Raw genomic sequence first — 15,827 nt, 5'->3', positions numbered from 1 at the left:
GACGCTTACTTGGCTGCGCTCGCTGCGTGCAGTGCCTGTTGCGCACCACGCTTGTTCTTGATCACGTAGCAGACCCACATGAACACCACCCACACCGGAATCGCGTACACCGATATCTGAATGCCCGGGATCAGCAGCATCACGCCGAGGATGAACAGGACAAACGCCAGGCAGATGTAGTTGCCGTACGGGTACCACAGCGCCTTGAACAACGGCTTCTGGTGGGTCTTGTTCATGTGCTGGCGGAACTTGAAGTGCGAGAAGCTGATCATCGCCCAGTTGATCACCAGCGTTGCAACCACCAGCGACATCAGCAGTTCCAGCGCGTGTTGCGGGATCAGGTAGTTGAGCAGCACCGCCACCAGAGTCACCGCCGCCGACGCCAGGATCGAACGCACCGGCACGCCGCGCTTGTCGATCTTCGCCAGCGCTTTCGGCGCGTCGCCCTGCTCGGCCATGCCCAGCAGCATGCGGCTGTTGCAATAGGTGCCGCTGTTGTACACCGACAATGCCGCGGTCAGAACCACGAAGTTGAGGATGTGCGCGGCGGTGTTGCTGCCAAGCATCGAGAACACCTGCACGAACGGGCTGCCGCTGTAGGAATCGCCCGAAGCGTTGAGGGTTTCAAGCAGGCTGTCCCATGGGGTCAGCGACAGCAGGATCACCAGTGCGCCGATGTAGAAAATCAGGATCCGGTAGATCACCTGGTTGATCGCTTTCGGGATCACGGTTTTCGGCTTGTCGGCTTCGGCTGCGGTGAAACCGAGCATTTCCAGACCGCCGAAGGAAAACATGATGATCGCCATGGCCATCACCAGACCGCTGACGCCGTTCGGGAAGAAGCCACCATGGGACCACAGGTTGCTGACCGAGGCTTGCGGGCCGCCATGGCCGCTGACCAGCAGGTAACTGCCCAGGGCGATCATGCCGACGATTGCCACGACCTTGATGATCGCGAACCAGAATTCGGCTTCACCGAAGACTTTGACGTTGGCCAGGTTGATCGCGTTGATCAGCACGAAGAACGCAGCGGCAGTGACCCAGCTCGGGATCTCCGGCGCCCAGTAGTGGATGTATTTGCCGACCGCGGTCAGCTCCGACATGCCCACCAGGATGTACAGGATCCAGCAGTTCCAGCCCGACAGGAAACCGGCGAAACCGCCCCAGTATTTGTGCGCAAAGTGGCTGAAGGAGCCGGCCACCGGCTCTTCGACGATCATTTCGCCGAGCTGGCGCATGATCATGAAGGCGATGAAGCCGCAGATGGCATAGCCGAGGATCATCGACGGGCCGGCGGATTTCAGCACCCCGGCCGAGCCGAGGAACAGTCCGGTACCGATCGCGCCACCGAGGGCGATCAGTTGAATATGGCGATTTTTCAGGCCGCGTTTCAGCTCGCCTGATTGCGAGTTTTGTCCACTCATGAAAAAGGTCTCACGCAAGGTTTGATGATGTTCAGTAGACGTTGCTGCAAGGTTGCGATTTCAGCCAACCTTGATCAAACCCCAGCGCAGGCACCAGGAATTCAGCTTTTTTACAACGGTCATGCGTCACCTGTTTGTTTTTATCTGTGACGAAATCGAACCCGACACGCTTGTGACGCGGCGGAGTGAACAAGGCGGATAAACCTTGAGGTTTGCGCGATTACGCAGAGGGTCACAGTTAAAACGCGGCGCATTGTACACCGCTAACCCCCTGCTGCCAGACCTCGCCGGATCAGCGTGTCGGTTGCCGGGATTGCATGTGTCCACCCCGGGAAGCCCGGGCGGCTGCAAAAATTGAGTCAGGCCTTTGCAGGCCATCGGCGTGGACGATGGAAAATCGGCCCCACGTGGAGAAGTGAAAATGGATTACGGCGTTCATTGCGCCTCCTTCTTGTTATGCACCTGCACGACAGGCATGCCGCGCATCTCACCCTCCAAACGACGCTGAAACAAGCACGCCAGAGCGCTGCGCAAGGCCCGGCGGGCGTGGCTGCGGCAGATTTTCCTTACAGCCTGACAAAGGCAGCCGGTTCACGGGACTGCGGCGGCTTTTTCGTAAACATTCACTGACAGTGCGTAACGTAAAGTTTCCACTCCAGACCCATCGAAGCGGCGTCCGGTCATTGACGTTAGCTGGCTAACTATTTGAAAGGCGTTAAGTTTTTTGTTTTAAACCAAGAAAAACACGCCAAAAAAAGAAATAAAAAGTCCAAAAAAAAACGCCAACCCTGAGGTTGGCGTTTCTGTTTTCAGCTTGAAGCTTGCCGCTCGAAGCTTACAACCGCGTTATTCCGGCTTCTTGCGACCGAAACCCGGACGCTGGCCGGAACCGGCCGGTGCGCCACGGCGCTTGCCCGACGGCTTGTCATCATCAGCCAGCTTGATGCCTGGACGCTTCGGCGATGGCTTGGACGGACGCTTGGTGTCGACTGGACGATCCGCCACCGGCGTACCGCGACCTTCGCCACGCTCGGTACGGCCATTGGCCGGACGCGGCGTGCGTGGACCGCGTTCGCCATCCGGACGCGCTGCCGGTTTGCGACCTGGACGCTCGCCTTCGATCTGCGGCTCGCGAACCGGACGCGGACCGGCGCCAATCGGCGCACCGTTGGCCGGACGCAGGGTACGCACGCGCTCGGTACGGGCCATCGGACGCGACGACTTGCGCTGCATGCGGTCGAGCTTGTCTTTGCTCTTGGCATTCAGTTGCGGCATCGCCACCGGGGTCAGGCCGACTTCGGCGCTCAGCACGTCGACTTCGTACTGGCTCATTTCGCGCCAGCGGCCCATCGGCAGGTCGGAGTTGAGGAACACCGGACCGAAACGCACGCGCTTCAGGCGGCTGACCACCAGGCCCTGGGATTCCCACAGGCGACGCACTTCACGGTTGCGGCCTTCCATCACCACGCAGTGATACCAGTGGTTGAAGCCTTCGCCGCCCGGTGCCTGTTGGATGTCGGTGAACCGCGCCGGGCCGTCTTCCAGCACCACGCCGGCCTTCAGGCGTTCGATCATCTCGTCATCGACTTCGCCGCGCACACGCACCGCGTATTCACGGTCCATCTCGTAGGACGGGTGCATCAGGCGGTTGGCCAGTTCACCGTCGGTGGTGAACATCAGCAGACCGGTGGTGTTGATGTCGAGACGACCGATGTTGATCCAGCGGCCTTCTTTCGGACGCGGCAGCTTGTCGAACACGGTCGGACGGCCTTCCGGGTCGTCACGGGTGCAGATCTCGCCATCGGGCTTGTTGTACATGATCACGCGGCGAACCGACTCGGCGGCTTCTTCGCGCTTGATGACCTTGCCGTCAATGGTGATGGCGTCGTGCATGTCGACGCGCAGGCCCAAGGTGGCGTCTTTGCCATTGACCTTGATCCGGCCGGCAGCGATCCAGGATTCGACGTCACGGCGCGAGCCGACGCCGATACGGGCGAGAACTTTCTGCAGCTTTTCGCCTGCTGGGCCGATTTCCTGGTCGTCTTTCTGATTGATGTCACTCATCTGGGCACCTCCCGGTGTGGTCTGTTCAGCGGCGCTGAATTGAGCCGCTGAAACGTTGAAATCTGGGTTTTCGGGCGAAGGGATCGCCGAAGGGTCGCGAATCATACGCGGATGTGGCCGCGCGCGCATCAGAGACTAGTCGATCAGGCCAAGGTTATTTCTTTTTCCGCCGACCGGTGGCCCCGAGCTTGATCAGACGCAGCGCGGCTTCGGCCAATACAGTGCGCTTGTCGTCCTTGTCGAGTTTCTTCCAGGCCCGGATCTCGCGCTTGCTGCGGCCGCAGCCGAGGCAGATGTCGTCGCTGAACTTGCAGACGCTGATGCACGGGTCCTTGGTCGAGCTCATGCTCAATCCTCGAACTCGCGGCGTTCGGCTTCAATGGCTTCGGCCAGGGCGCGGGCCTCGGCCTCTTCTTCGCTCAGTTCTTCCTCAGCGGCGGGTTCCGGCGCGGGCTGTTCCAGCCGGGCGACGGCAGCCAGCAGTTTTTCCCGGGCTTCGGCCACGCCGAGTACATCGTCTTCCTGCTCGGGCTCCGGCTCAAATTCAGACTCACTCTCAGTCTCAAATTCAGGCTCGAACTCAGGTTCTGGCTCACCCTCGTGCGGCGGCTCGACCGGATCGGATTCAAACTCGGTCGGCAGCGATTCGCCGCCCACCCCGTCACGCAGCAAGTCGTCGAAGTCGGTCTTGATCCCCTCCTCCATGCTGTCCAGTTCCAGCAGCAGGGTGTGGAAACTGGTTTCATCCTTCGGTTCTTCCGGCTCGGCGCTGGCGTCGGCCAGTTCCTGCAAGCCCGGTGGCACCGGAGCGTCGTCGAAGTCGAGCACCGGTTCCGCCTCGATCTCGCGCAGCTCGGCCAGCGGCGGCAGATCGTCGAGGTTCTTCAGGTTGAAGTGGTCGAGAAACGCCTTGGTGGTGGCGAACATCGCCGGTTTGCCCGGCACGTCGCGGTAACCGACGATGCGAATCCACTCGCGCTCGATCAGCGTCTTGACGATGTTGGTGTTGACCGCCACGCCCCGCACGTCCTCGATTTCGCCCCGAGTGATCGGCTGGCGGTAGGCGATCAGCGCCATGGTTTCCAGCAGTGCGCGGGAATAGCGCTGCGGACGCTCCTCCCACAAGCGACCGACCCACGGTGCGAACTTTTCACGGATTTGCAGGCGATAGCCGGAGGCGACTTCCTTGAGCTCGAACGCCCGGCCCTCGCAGGACTTGCCAAGCAGAGTCAGGGCTTTCTTGAAGACCGGCGGTTCCGGGCGCTCGCCCTCTTCGAACAGTTCATACAGGCGCTCGAGGGATTGCGGCTTTCCCGAGGCCAACAGAAAGGCTTCAAGCAGGGACGCCAGCTCGCGGGGTTCAGTCAGGTTCATATCGGGACTCGTTATTCGGCTCGGGCTCGCACGTGGATCGCGGCGAACGGCTCATTCTGCACCAGCTCGATCAGGGATTCCTTGACCAGTTCAAGGATCGCCATGAAGGTCACTACCACCCCGAGCTTGCCCTCCTCGGCGGTGAACAGCTCGACGAACGGCACAAAACCGCCGCCCTTGAGCCGCTCCAGCACGTCACTCATGCGCTCGCGGGTGGATAGCGCCTCGCGGCTGACCTGATGGCTTTCGAACATGTCGCCGCGGCGCAGCACTTCGGCCATGGACATCAGGATTTCTTCCAGCGCCACGTCCGGCAACAGCTTGCGCGCGCGGGCTTCCGGGGCATCGAGCTTGGGCACGATCACGTCGCGACCGACCCGGCTCAGGCCATCGATGCCTTCAGCGGCAGCCTTGAACCGTTCGTACTCCTGCAGACGGCGAATCAGTTCGGCGCGCGGGTCGTCCTCTTCGTCCTCGACGGTTTCGGCCCGGGGCAGCAGCATCCGCGACTTGATCTCGGCCAGCATCGCGGCCATCACCAGGTACTCGGCGGCCAGTTCCAGGCGCACCGACTGCATCAGCTCGACATAGCCCATGTACTGGCGGGTAATTTCCGCCACGGGGATGTCGAGGATGTTGATGTTCTGTTTGCGGATCAGGTACAGCAACAGGTCGAGCGGGCCTTCGAAGGCTTCGAGGAAGACTTCCAGCGCATCCGGCGGGATGTACAGGTCCAGCGGCATTTCCGTGACGGCCTGGCCGTAGACCATGGCAAACGGCAGTTCCTGCTGGGCACCGGCCTGGGGATCAACGGTTTCCACTGCGGACATTCAGGCCTCGACCATGAATGGCGCGGGATCGCCGCAACCGACGCGGATCACTTCCGGATCGTCGCCCGTGAGGTCGATCACGGTGGAGGCCTTGATACCGCCGGAACCGCCGTCGATGATCAGATCCACCTGATGTTCGAGCAACTGGCGCATTTCGTACGGGTCGCTCAACGGGTCTTCATCGCCCGGCATGATCAGGGTCACGCTCATCAACGGCTCGCCCAGTTCGGCCAGCAGCGCCAGCGCGATCGGATGGCTCGGCACCCGCAGACCGATGGTGCGCTTCTTCGGATACAGCAACAGGCGCGGCACTTCGCGGGTGGCGTTAAGAATGAAGGTGTACGGCCCCGGCAGGTGGGCTTTGAGGATTCGAAAGGTCCCGGTGTCGATCTTGGCGTAATTGCCCAGTTGCGACAGGTCGCTGCAGATCAGTGCGAAGTTGTGCTTTTCGTCGAGCTGACGCAGGCGTCGAACGCGCTCGATGGCGTTCTTGTCGCCGATCTGGCAGCCGATTGCGTAGGAAGAGTCCGTGGGATAGACCACCACTCCGCCCTTGCGGATGATCTCGACCGCCTGTTTGATCAGGCGCGCTTGCGGGTTTTCCGGATGAATCTGGAAAAATTGACTCACATTCTCTACCTGTTCAGACGGCGGCAATAACTGGGTCATGTTTGAACCGACCCCACAGGGGTGGAAGGTCCTCCGGCACCGGCCGGTACTGGCCGATCTCGGACCAGCCACCAGGGCCATGGAAATCACTGCCGGCGCTGACCAGCAGACCGAACTCACGGGCAAGGATGGCAAGGCTGCCCACCTGTTCCGCAGGCTGATGACCGTTGACCACTTCGATCGCATGCCCGCCCGCTTGAATATAGTCGGCAATCAGCTTTCGGCGCTTGCTGCGGGTGAAATCGTAGTGCCACGGATGCGCCAGGCTGACCCAGGCGCCGGCGGCGCGCAACGTGCCGACGGTGTCTTCCAGGGTCGGCCAATGCTGCTTGACGTCCCCCAGCTTGCCGGCGCCGAGCCATTTACGAAACGCCTCGGCGCGATCCTTTACAAAACCTTCACGCACCATCCAGTCGGCGAAATGCGGGCGGGCCGGCGCGTTGCCGCTGTCGCCCAATTCCTGCTGGATCTGCCGCGCGCCGTCGAGCGCATTCGGCATGCCCTTGAGGGCGAGCTTGCGGCTTATTTCTTCAGACCGCAGCCAGCGGCCGTCGTGCAACTTCGCAATCGCCTCGACCAACGGCGCGGCATTGACGTCAAAACCATAGCCGAGCACGTGAATGGTCGCCCCGCCCCAAGTGCAGGACAATTCGACGCCGTTGACCAGTTGCATGCCCAGCGCCTCGGCGGCCGTGCGCGCTTCGGCGAGGCCTTCGAGGGTGTCGTGGTCGGTCAGGGCCAGGACTCGCACGCCGTTCTCGAACGCACGCGCAACCAGTGCCGCAGGCGCCAGGGCGCCATCGGAGGCCGTGCTGTGGCAGTGCAAATCAACATTCACGGGGATGTGTTACCTCAAATCAGCTGGCGCTATCGCGCGCCCATATGTTTGTTATTATGCCGCCACATCCAGCTTCTGGCTCTCACTGTGAAACAATTCATCGATTTCATCCCGCTTCTGCTGTTCTTCATCGTCTACAAACTCGATCCACGCACCGTCGACGTTGCCGGCCATGAACTGACGGTAGGCGGCATTTACAGTGCCACCGCCATGCTGATCATCAGCTCCCTGGTGGTGTACGGCGCGCTGTTCATCAAGCAGCGCAAGCTGGAGAAGAGCCAATGGCTGACCCTGATCGCCTGCCTGGTGTTCGGCAGCCTGACCCTGGCCTTTCACAGCGAAACCTTCCTGAAATGGAAAGCCCCGGTGGTCAACTGGCTGTTCGCCCTGGCCTTCATCGGCAGCCATTTCATCGGTGACCGCCTGCTGATCAAGCGCATCATGGGTCACGCGTTGACTCTGCCGGATCCGGTCTGGACCCGCCTTAACATCGCCTGGATCGCCTTTTTCCTGTTCTGCGGGGCCGCCAACCTGTTCGTCGCCTTCACCTTCCAGAGCATCTGGGTGGACTTCAAGGTGTTCGGCAGCCTGGGCATGACCGTGCTGTTCCTGGTCGGTCAGGGCATCTACCTGTCCCGTCACCTGCACGACGCCGATACCACAACGCCAAAAACCGAGGACTGACATGCTCTACGCCATCATTGCCACCGACGTCGCCAACTCCCTGGAAGCCCGCCTCGCTGCGCGCCCGGCACACCTTGAACGCCTGCAAGTGCTCAAGGGCGAAGGCCGCATCGTGCTGGCCGGCCCGCACCCGGCGGTCGACAGCAATGATCCGGGCGCAGCAGGTTTCAGCGGCAGCCTGATCGTCGCCGAATTCGACTCCCTGAGCGCGGCGCAAGCCTGGGCCGATGCCGACCCGTACGTCGCCGCCGGCGTCTACGCCAATGTTGTCGTGAAGCCGTTCAAGCAAGTCCTGCCGTAACCTCCCCCGCAAAAGCCCTCAGCGCGATGAACCTTGTCGGTTCATCGCGTTCTCAATCGCTCATTATTCTCGTTTGCCGGCCGACAACCTGCCCAATATCCATTTGGAAACAGGAGTCGCGATGCGCAAGGGTCCGTTGTGTCTGATGTTGGTCACGTTGTCGATCATGGCGCCCGCCCATGGTGAAGAAAGCACCGAAGGCAACAGCTCCACGCCGCTTTCATTGAGCGTCGGCAGCCAGATCACCGAGTTGCAGCAGCGCCTGAAGGCCAGCGAGCAGCAACGGGAAGAACTGAGCAAACAACTGCAAAATGCCGACAACACCCGCGAAAGCGCCCAGCTCGCCCGGTTGCGCCAGGAGAACCAGCGTCTGAAGCTGCAACTCAAGGAAGCCCAGGCCAGCCCGCTGCCGCGCCTGTTGACCGAACAGCAGCAATGGTTCGTCACCGGGGCCGGGGTAGCGCTATTGGCGCTGCTCTGCGGTATCTTTGCCAGTGGAGCAAGCCGAAAACGTCGGCAATGGCTAAATTGAGTGAGTCATGAGCGAGCTGTTACTGATTGATGATGACCAGGAGTTGTGTGAACTCCTGAGTAGCTGGCTGAGCCAGGAAGGCTTTCAGGTCCGGGCCTGCCACGATGGTCAGAGTGCCCGCAAGGCGCTGGCCGAAACCGCGCCGGCGGCCGTGGTGCTGGACGTGATGCTGCCCGACGGCAGCGGTCTGGAACTGCTCAAGCAACTGCGTAGCGATCATGCCGACCTGCCGGTGCTGATGCTTTCGGCCCGGGGCGAGCCGCTGGACCGGATTCTCGGCCTGGAACTGGGCGCCGACGATTACCTGGCCAAACCTTGCGATCCACGCGAACTGACCGCCCGCCTCCGCGCCGTGCTGCGCCGCAGCCACCCGGCCGCCGTGTCGACCCAGCTCGAACTGGGCGACCTGAGCTTCAGCCCGGTGCGCGGCGTGGTCAGCATCGACGAAAAGGAATTCACCCTCACCGTCTCCGAAAGCCGTCTGCTTGAAGCCCTGCTCAAGCAACCGGGCGAGCCGCTGGACAAACAGGAACTGGCGCAGATCGCCCTCGGCCGCAAGCTGACCCTGTACGACCGCAGCCTGGACATGCACGTCAGCAACCTGCGCAAAAAGATCGGCCCGCACCCCGACGGCCGCCCGCGCATCGTGGCCCTGCGCAGCCGTGGCTACTACTACAGCCTCTGATCGTCTGTCAGTTTTGTCAGGTCGGCGCGAAAACGTGTTTACCCAAGCTTTACACAGCGCTGACCGCCGCTGACCTTGATCTCCGTAATCTGTACTCATCCGGAACGTACCGGGAACGAGACAAAGGAGATTCACCATGCGCAAGACTCTTATCGCTCTGATGTTCGCCGCTGCCCTGCCGACCGTCGCCATGGCCATGCCACAGGATGGCGGCCCGATGGGTGGCCCGCTGGACGGCCCGCGCCATGGCGGTCAGATGCACGGCATGCACGGCAAAGGCCCGTACAGCCAGCTCGACTTGTCCCGCGAACAGCGCGAGCAGATCCGCAAGATCATGGGCGAGCAGATGCACGAGCGTAAACAGACGGTCGAAAAATACCTGGAGAAACTCTCGCCAGCCGACCAGAAAGCCATGAAGGACGAGATGGCGGCCAACCACAAGAAAGCCGAATCCGATGTTCGCGCCGTGCTGAAACCGGATCAACAGAAGAAATTCGACGAGATCCAGAAGAAACGGGCCGAACGTCGCGCCGAATGGGCCGAGTTCAAAGCCTGGAAAGCGCAACAGCCGCAAAAGGCGCAATAATGCAGTAACCCCGGACCCGACGGCTAAACGCCGTCGGATCTGTTGCCACTCAATTCAAATGTGGGAGCGGGCTTGCTCGCGAAGAGGGAGTTTCAGTCGACATCATCAGTGACTGACACCCCGCATTCGCGAGCAAGCCCGCTCCCACATTAGATTTGTTTTTGTTTGAGGATTTTCTGTGCGTTCATTGTTCTGGCGTATCCTCGCCAGCTTCTGGCTGGCCATCGCTCTGGTTGCAGGGCTTTCCATTCTGCTGGGGCACATGCTCAACCAGGACGCCTGGATCCTCAGCCGCCATCCGGGCCTCAACACCCTGGCTGCCGAATGGACGCAGACCTACGAAGCCCAGGGCGAAGACGCCGCCCAGGACATCCTCGAACAGCGCAAACGCCAGTACCACATCGACGTGCAGGTGCTCAACGAAAGCGGCGATCCGGTGGTGCGCGGCACCTTCCCCCGGCGCGCGGCCGCCTTCGAGGCGCGGCAGAACAACGATGACCGACGCCTGCCCTGGCGCCGTCTGACCGACGAATTCACCAGCGACAAAAGCGGCGACACCTACCTCTTCATCTACCGCATCCCGCACCCGGAACTCGACGCCTGGCACCGCGAAAGCCTGCTCTGGCCGTTGAGTGCGCTGGGCATCGCGCTGGTGGTGCTGACCCTGTTCAGCCTGCTGGTGACCTTTTCCATCACCCGTCCGCTCAGCCGTTTGCGCGGCGCGGTGCATGACCTCGGCCAGACCACCTATCAGCAGAACAGCCTGGCGCAACTGGCCAACCGTCGTGATGAATTCGGCGTGCTGGCCAATGACTTCAACCGCATGGGCGCACGCCTGCAAAGTCTGATCGGCAGTCAGCGCCAACTGTTGCGCGACGTGTCTCACGAATTGCGCTCACCGCTGGCCAGGCTGCGTATCGCCCTGGCTTTGGCCGAACGTGCAAGCCCCGAAGAACGGGAAAAACTCTGGCCGCGCCTGACCCGCGAGTGTGATCGCCTGGAAGCGCTGATCAGTGAAATTCTGGTGCTGGCGCGAGTCGATGCCGACAACGCCAGCGCCGAAGAGGTGGATTTGAATGCCCTGCTCGCCACCCTGCAAAAAGACGCTCAATTGGGCTCGCCAGAGCAGACCGTGCATCTGGAGGCCGAGCCGGCGCTCAATCTGACAGGCTGGCCGACCATGATCGAACGCGCCGTGGACAACCTGCTGCGCAATGCCCAGCGCTTCAACCCGGTCGGGCAGTCGATTGAAATGCAGGCGTCACGTCAGGGCGAGCGGATCGTGGTCAGCGTGCGTGACCATGGGCCCGGGGTGCAGGCCGAGCATCTGAGCCAGTTGGGCGAACCGTTTTATCGGGCACCGGGGCAGACCGCTGCGGGTCACGGCCTGGGGCTGGCAATTGCCCGGCGGGCGGCGGAGCGGCATGGCGGGACGCTGGTGCTCGCCAATCACCCGCAGGGCGGGTTTGTGGCCAGTCTTGAGTTACCGCTGGAGCCGGGGGCCGTTGTTCAGCCCTGATGGAGTCAGGCTTTACCCGGCCACGCGCTGACAAACTCCGCCAAATCAACCTTCTCGGCCACCCGCGGTTCTTTCTGCGGCGTGCCTAGGTACAGGAACGCAATCACCTCTTCGTCATCCGTCAGGCCCAGGCCTTTGGCGACATGTTTCGAATAAGCCAGATCACCGGTGCGCCACACCGCGCCAATCCCCTGCGCGTAAGCCGCCAGCAGAATCCCGTGCGCCGCACAGCCCGCTGCCAGCAATTGCTCGGCCTTTGGGTATTTGACGTGATCCTGCAACTTGGCGATGACCACGACCACCAGCGGCGCCCGCAGCGGGCCGTTGCGTGCCTTGTCGATCATCGCTTCGGTGACTTCGCCTTCCTGCATCTGTGCAGCTTCGGCCAGCAACTCGCCCATCTGCTCACGCGCCGCACCTTCGACGGTCAGGAAGCGATACGGCTGCAAATGGCCGTGGTCCGGTGCACGGGTCGCGGCGGTAAACAGCACTTCGCGCTGTGCGGCAGTGGGGGCCGGATCGATCAGTCGTGGAACGGAAACACGGTTGAGCAAAGCGTCGAGAGCCTGCATCGGCCACCTCCTGAAAAAAATGTCCGGCTATTCTAGCTGCAAGTGATCCAGACGCGTCGGTTTACATGCCTTGCACCGCAGGTAGAATGGCGCCCTTCCCACATCAGCCCGAGCGGACTTCATGGCGTTGCCGACCTTACGGATCATTGGTTTCATCATCGGCATCTTCCTGATCACCCTGGCCGTCGCCATGGTCGTGCCCATGGCCACCCTGGTGATTTTCGAGCGCACCGGCGATCTGCCGTCGTTCCTCTGGGCGAGCATGATCACCTTTGTCGCCGGCCTCGCGCTGGTCATTCCCGGCCGCCCGGAACACATTCACCTGCGCCCCCGGGACATGTACCTGCTGACCGTCAGCAGCTGGCTGGTGGTGTGCATTTTCGCCGCGCTGCCGTTTTTGCTGACCCAGCACATCAGCTACACCGACTCATTCTTCGAAAGCATGTCCGGCATCACGGCCACCGGGTCGACCGTGCTCAACCATCTGGACGACATGTCCCCCGGCATCCTGATGTGGCGCTCGCTGCTGCACTGGATCGGCGGTATCGGCTTCATCGGCATGGCGGTGGCGATCCTGCCGCTGCTGCGCATCGGTGGCATGCGGCTGTTCCAGACCGAATCCTCGGACCGCTCGGAAAAGGTCATGCCTCGCTCGCACATGGTGGCGCGGCTGATCGTGGCGGCCTACGTCGGCATCACGATTCTCGGCAGCCTGGCGTTCTGGTGGGCCGGAATGAGCCCGTTCGATGCGATCAACCACGCGATGTCAGCGATTTCCACCGGCGGGTTCTCGACCTCCGACCAGTCCCTGGCCAAGTGGACGCAACCGGCGGTGCACTGGGTGGCCGTGGTGGTGATGATTCTCGGCAGCCTGCCGTTCACCCTGTACGTAGCGACACTGCGCGGCAACCGCCGGGCGCTGATCAAGGATCAACAGGTGCAGGGTTTGCTCGGCATGTTGCTGGCGACCTGGCTGGTGCTCGGCACCTGGTACTGGTGGACCACCAACCTGCACTGGCTGGACGCGCTGCGCCACGTGGCGCTGAACGTGACGTCGGTGGTCACTACCACGGGGTTTGCGCTGGGGGACTACAGCCTGTGGGGCAACTTCTCGCTGATGCTGTTCTTCTATCTGGGCTTCGTCGGTGGCTGTTCCGGTTCGACGGCGGGCGGGATCAAGATCTTCCGTTTCCAGGTCGCCTACATCCTGCTCAAGGCCAACCTTAACCAATTGATTCACCCACGAGCGGTGATCAAGCAGAAGTACAACGGTCATCGCCTCGACGAGGAAATCGTTCGTTCGATCCTGACCTTTTCGTTCTTCTTCGCCATCACCATCTGCGTGATCGCCCTGCTGCTGTCGCTGCTGGGCGTGGACTGGATGACCGCGTTGACCGGCGCCGCCAGCACCGTGTCCGGCGTAGGCCCGGGCCTGGGCGAGACCATCGGCCCGGCCGGCAACTTCGCCAGCCTGCCGGATGCGGCCAAGTGGATTCTGTCGTTCGGCATGCTGCTCGGCCGACTGGAGATCATTACGGTGTTTGTACTGTGTATTCCGGCGTTCTGGCGTCACTGATTGCCTTCGGCGCCTCGAGCAAGCGCGCCCGGTAATCGCCGGGCGTGGTGTCGAACCAGCGGCGGAAGGCGCGGAAGAAATTGCTCGGATCGGCAAACCCCAACAGGTAAGCAATCTCCAGCAGGGTCATGCTCGGCTGCGCCAGGTATTGCTCGGCGAGTTCGCGGCGGGTGTCATCGAGCAACTGCTGAAAACTGGTGCCCTCCTCCTGCAAGCGTCGCTGCAAGGTTCGCTGCGACAGATGAAGGGTCTGCGCCACCGTATCGCGCTTGGGTTCGCCCTGCGGCAGCAGGCGGCACAACACCTGACGCGCCTTGTGGGTCACGCGGCTTTCGGAAAAACGCGCCAGATATTCCCCGGCGAACCGGTCATGCAGCAGCGCCATCGCCTCGTTGGCCGTGGGCAGCGGCGCTTCCATGTCGGCCCGTTCGAAGATCAGCGCGTCATACGGTGCGTTGAACACCAGCGGTGCATGGAAGGCCTGTTTGTAGGGTTCAAGATCATCCGGCTCGTCACCCTGCACCAGCACTTTGCGCGGGTGCAGCGTGCGTCCGGTCAGCCAGCCGCACAGCGCGAGTGCGCAGGCCAGCGAGGCTTCGGCACTCTGGCGGGTCGGTGGCAGATGATCGCCGTGCACCGTCAGGATCAGCGCATAACCCTCGTCGAGCAGACGAAAACTCAGGTCGGCACTTTCGGCGATGATCCGCTGATAACGCACCAGACGCTGAAAACCTTCCGCCAGCGTATTACTGGACATCAGCGCGTAGCCCGCGACATGGAACGAAGCCGGCCGCACCACCTTGCCCATGTTCAGGCCGATCGCCGGATTGCCGGACAGCTCGACCGCCCGTTGCCAGAGTCGGGTCATGGAATCCTGTGGGAAGCGTGCGTCCGGATCCTCCAGCGCCGCGTAGTCGAGCCCCAGCTGTCTGAACAGAACCCGGCAATCCAGGCCGTCCATTTCCAGTGCTTTGACAATCCCCATCGCCCAGCTTGCAGAAGTCGTTCGTTCGCTCATGGCGTTTTTTCTTGGATGACATGGTAAGCCGCATACTACGGCCGATTTCCCAAGGATAGTAAAGTGGCGCCGATTGTCACTGGCCGACGCCAATGATCACTCTAGACTCAAATAAGCTACCCGCCGAACAACTTGCAATCAGAACAATAGCCACAGAGATCGCAGTCGTGGAAACCCTCAAGCCTTTCAACAGCTTCGCCGAGTTCTATCCGTATTACCTCAGCGAGCACAGCAACAGCACCTGCCGTCGCCTGCATTTCATCGGCACGACGCTGGTGATCTTCATTCTCGCCCTGACCATCGCCAAGGGCGCCTGGCTGCTTTTACTTGCGTTGCCGCTGGCCGGCTACAGCTTTGCCTGGGTCGGCCATTTCTTTTTCGAGAAAAACCGCCCGGCCACCTTCCAGCACCCGTTCTACAGCCTGCTCGGCGACTTCGTCATGTACCGCGACATGATCCTGGGCCGCGTGCCGTTCTAGAAATTCCGACCAAGAGGACTGCCGATGAATGCCAATGCCCGTTTCACCCACATGAAGGACGGCACGCAGGAAGACTGGGCGATCATTGCGGCGGATTTCAGCGCCTACGCCCGCCAACTGCCGGGCCGGATCATGGCCCACCTGAAACTGCTCGAAGGCGATTTCGGCGGTTTCCCGGTGGATCGCCTGACCCACTCGCTGCAAACCGCGACCCGCGCCTTTCGCGACGGGCGCGACGAGGAATACGTGGTCTGCGCCCTGCTCCACGACATCGGTGACACCCTCGGCTCCTATAATCACCCGGACATTGCCGCCGCCATCCTCAAGCCGTTCGTCAGTGCCGAAAACCTGTGGATGGTGGAAAAGCACGGGATCTTCCAGGGCTACTACTTCTTCCATCACCTGGGCATGGATCGGCACCTGCGCGAGCAGTTCAGCGACCACCCGCAGTTTCTGGCGACCGCGGAGTTCTGCGCCAAATACGACGCAGCGGCATTCGACCCCGAGTACGACACCCTGCCGCTGAGCTTCTTCGAGCCGATGATGGAAAGGCTGTTCGCCCAGCCGAAAAACTCGATCTACAAGGCGGCAATGGAAGAGCACAGCCCGGTCTGAATGTGATGTCGGCTGTGCCGGCCTCTTCGTCGGATCGCCGCCCGGAGCAAGCCCGCTCCCA

The 15,827-nt window shown here is 61.7% G+C and carries 18 protein-coding genes; 9 read left to right on the top strand and 9 right to left on the bottom strand.

Translation table 11 applies throughout. From position 1 onward, the window contains the following. Positions 1-5: 5 nt before the first annotated feature. The 7 genes from CAG25_RS12500 to CAG25_RS12470 form a co-directional block, all read right to left on the bottom strand. Complete coding sequence (locus CAG25_RS12500) at positions 6-1,424, bottom strand: amino acid permease (RefSeq protein ID WP_064378594.1); 1,419 nt, start codon at positions 1,422-1,424, stop codon at positions 6-8. An 846-nt stretch (positions 1,425-2,270) separates the two neighbouring features. Then, positions 2,271-3,488: a 23S rRNA pseudouridine(2605) synthase RluB gene (gene rluB / locus CAG25_RS12495; protein ID WP_007958356.1), complete on the bottom strand. Its 1,218-nt coding sequence runs from the start codon at positions 3,486-3,488 to the stop codon at positions 2,271-2,273. Between the two features lie 154 nt (positions 3,489-3,642). Further along, on the bottom strand, positions 3,643-3,834 hold the full coding sequence (locus CAG25_RS12490) for a DUF1289 domain-containing protein (protein WP_007958358.1): 192 nt from the start codon (positions 3,832-3,834) through the stop codon (positions 3,643-3,645). A gap of 2 nt (positions 3,835-3,836) precedes the next feature. Beyond that, on the bottom strand, positions 3,837-4,862 hold the full coding sequence (gene scpB / locus CAG25_RS12485) for an SMC-Scp complex subunit ScpB (protein ID WP_085611555.1): 1,026 nt from the start codon (positions 4,860-4,862) through the stop codon (positions 3,837-3,839). A gap of 11 nt (positions 4,863-4,873) precedes the next feature. Further along, the gene (locus CAG25_RS12480) at positions 4,874-5,572 is read right to left on the bottom strand and encodes a ScpA family protein (RefSeq protein WP_170844946.1); all 699 of its coding nucleotides are present in this window, start codon (positions 5,570-5,572) and stop codon (positions 4,874-4,876) included. Positions 5,573-5,692: 120 nt separating this feature from the next. Then, positions 5,693-6,322 carry an L-threonylcarbamoyladenylate synthase gene (locus tag CAG25_RS12475; protein WP_143492903.1) on the bottom strand — a complete coding sequence of 210 codons (630 nt, stop codon included), beginning with the start codon at positions 6,320-6,322 and terminating at the stop codon, positions 5,693-5,695. 13 nt (positions 6,323-6,335) lie between these two features. Continuing rightward, a complete protein-coding gene (locus CAG25_RS12470; RefSeq protein ID WP_085611557.1) occupies positions 6,336-7,199 on the bottom strand; it encodes a PHP domain-containing protein in 864 nt (287 codons plus the stop codon). Positions 7,200-7,286: 87 nt separating this feature from the next. Here CAG25_RS12470 and CAG25_RS12465 point away from each other — a divergent pair, with 87 nt between their 5' ends. The 6 genes from CAG25_RS12465 to CAG25_RS12440 all read left to right on the top strand — a co-directional run bounded on the left by CAG25_RS12465 (position 7,287) and on the right by CAG25_RS12440 (position 11,506). Then, positions 7,287-7,883 carry a septation protein A gene (locus tag CAG25_RS12465; RefSeq protein WP_011333003.1) on the top strand — a complete coding sequence of 199 codons (597 nt, stop codon included), beginning with the start codon at positions 7,287-7,289 and terminating at the stop codon, positions 7,881-7,883. A gap of 1 nt (position 7,884) precedes the next feature. Continuing rightward, the gene (locus CAG25_RS12460) at positions 7,885-8,184 is read left to right on the top strand and encodes a YciI family protein (RefSeq protein ID WP_039765503.1); all 300 of its coding nucleotides are present in this window, start codon (positions 7,885-7,887) and stop codon (positions 8,182-8,184) included. A 121-nt stretch (positions 8,185-8,305) separates the two neighbouring features. Next, positions 8,306-8,716, top strand: a complete 411-nt coding sequence (locus CAG25_RS12455; protein ID WP_085611558.1) for a translation initiation factor 2 — start codon at positions 8,306-8,308, stop codon at positions 8,714-8,716. 7 nt (positions 8,717-8,723) lie between these two features. After that, the gene (locus CAG25_RS12450; protein ID WP_007958370.1) at positions 8,724-9,401 is read left to right on the top strand and encodes a response regulator transcription factor; all 678 of its coding nucleotides are present in this window, start codon (positions 8,724-8,726) and stop codon (positions 9,399-9,401) included. 136 nt (positions 9,402-9,537) lie between these two features. Next, positions 9,538-9,987 (top strand): Spy/CpxP family protein refolding chaperone, encoded by a 450-nt coding sequence (locus tag CAG25_RS12445; RefSeq protein ID WP_085611559.1) that lies wholly within the window; start codon positions 9,538-9,540, stop codon positions 9,985-9,987. 178 nt (positions 9,988-10,165) lie between these two features. After that, complete coding sequence (locus CAG25_RS12440) at positions 10,166-11,506, top strand: HAMP domain-containing sensor histidine kinase (protein WP_085611560.1); 1,341 nt, start codon at positions 10,166-10,168, stop codon at positions 11,504-11,506. Between the two features lie 5 nt (positions 11,507-11,511). Here CAG25_RS12440 and CAG25_RS12435 read toward each other — a convergent pair whose 3' ends face one another. Beyond that, positions 11,512-12,078: a nitroreductase family protein gene (locus CAG25_RS12435; protein WP_085611561.1), complete on the bottom strand. Its 567-nt coding sequence runs from the start codon at positions 12,076-12,078 to the stop codon at positions 11,512-11,514. 121 nt (positions 12,079-12,199) lie between these two features. On the opposite strand from CAG25_RS12435, the gene CAG25_RS12430 reads away from it, so the two are divergent. After that, a complete protein-coding gene (locus CAG25_RS12430) occupies positions 12,200-13,654 on the top strand; it encodes a TrkH family potassium uptake protein (protein WP_039765494.1) in 1,455 nt (484 codons plus the stop codon). On the opposite strand, the gene CAG25_RS12425 is transcribed toward CAG25_RS12430, so the two are convergent. After that, positions 13,611-14,672: an AraC family transcriptional regulator gene (locus CAG25_RS12425; protein WP_011332998.1), complete on the bottom strand. Its 1,062-nt coding sequence runs from the start codon at positions 14,670-14,672 to the stop codon at positions 13,611-13,613. The genes CAG25_RS12430 and CAG25_RS12425 overlap by 44 nt on opposite strands. A gap of 167 nt (positions 14,673-14,839) precedes the next feature. Here CAG25_RS12425 and CAG25_RS12420 point away from each other — a divergent pair, with 167 nt between their 5' ends. Then, positions 14,840-15,151 (top strand): DUF962 domain-containing protein, encoded by a 312-nt coding sequence (locus CAG25_RS12420; protein ID WP_041475173.1) that lies wholly within the window; start codon positions 14,840-14,842, stop codon positions 15,149-15,151. A 24-nt stretch (positions 15,152-15,175) separates the two neighbouring features. Next, complete coding sequence (locus tag CAG25_RS12415) at positions 15,176-15,766, top strand: HD domain-containing protein (RefSeq protein ID WP_085611562.1); 591 nt, start codon at positions 15,176-15,178, stop codon at positions 15,764-15,766. Positions 15,767-15,827: the final 61 nt, after the last annotated feature.

Origin of the sequence: Pseudomonas sp. B16(2017) (genome assembly GCF_002113205.1) — a bacterium.
GTDB lineage: Bacteria > Pseudomonadota > Gammaproteobacteria > Pseudomonadales > Pseudomonadaceae > Aquipseudomonas > Aquipseudomonas pharyngis.
The sequence above is the reverse complement of the archived record's forward strand: the minus strand, read 5'-3'. Positions and strand labels throughout refer to the sequence as shown.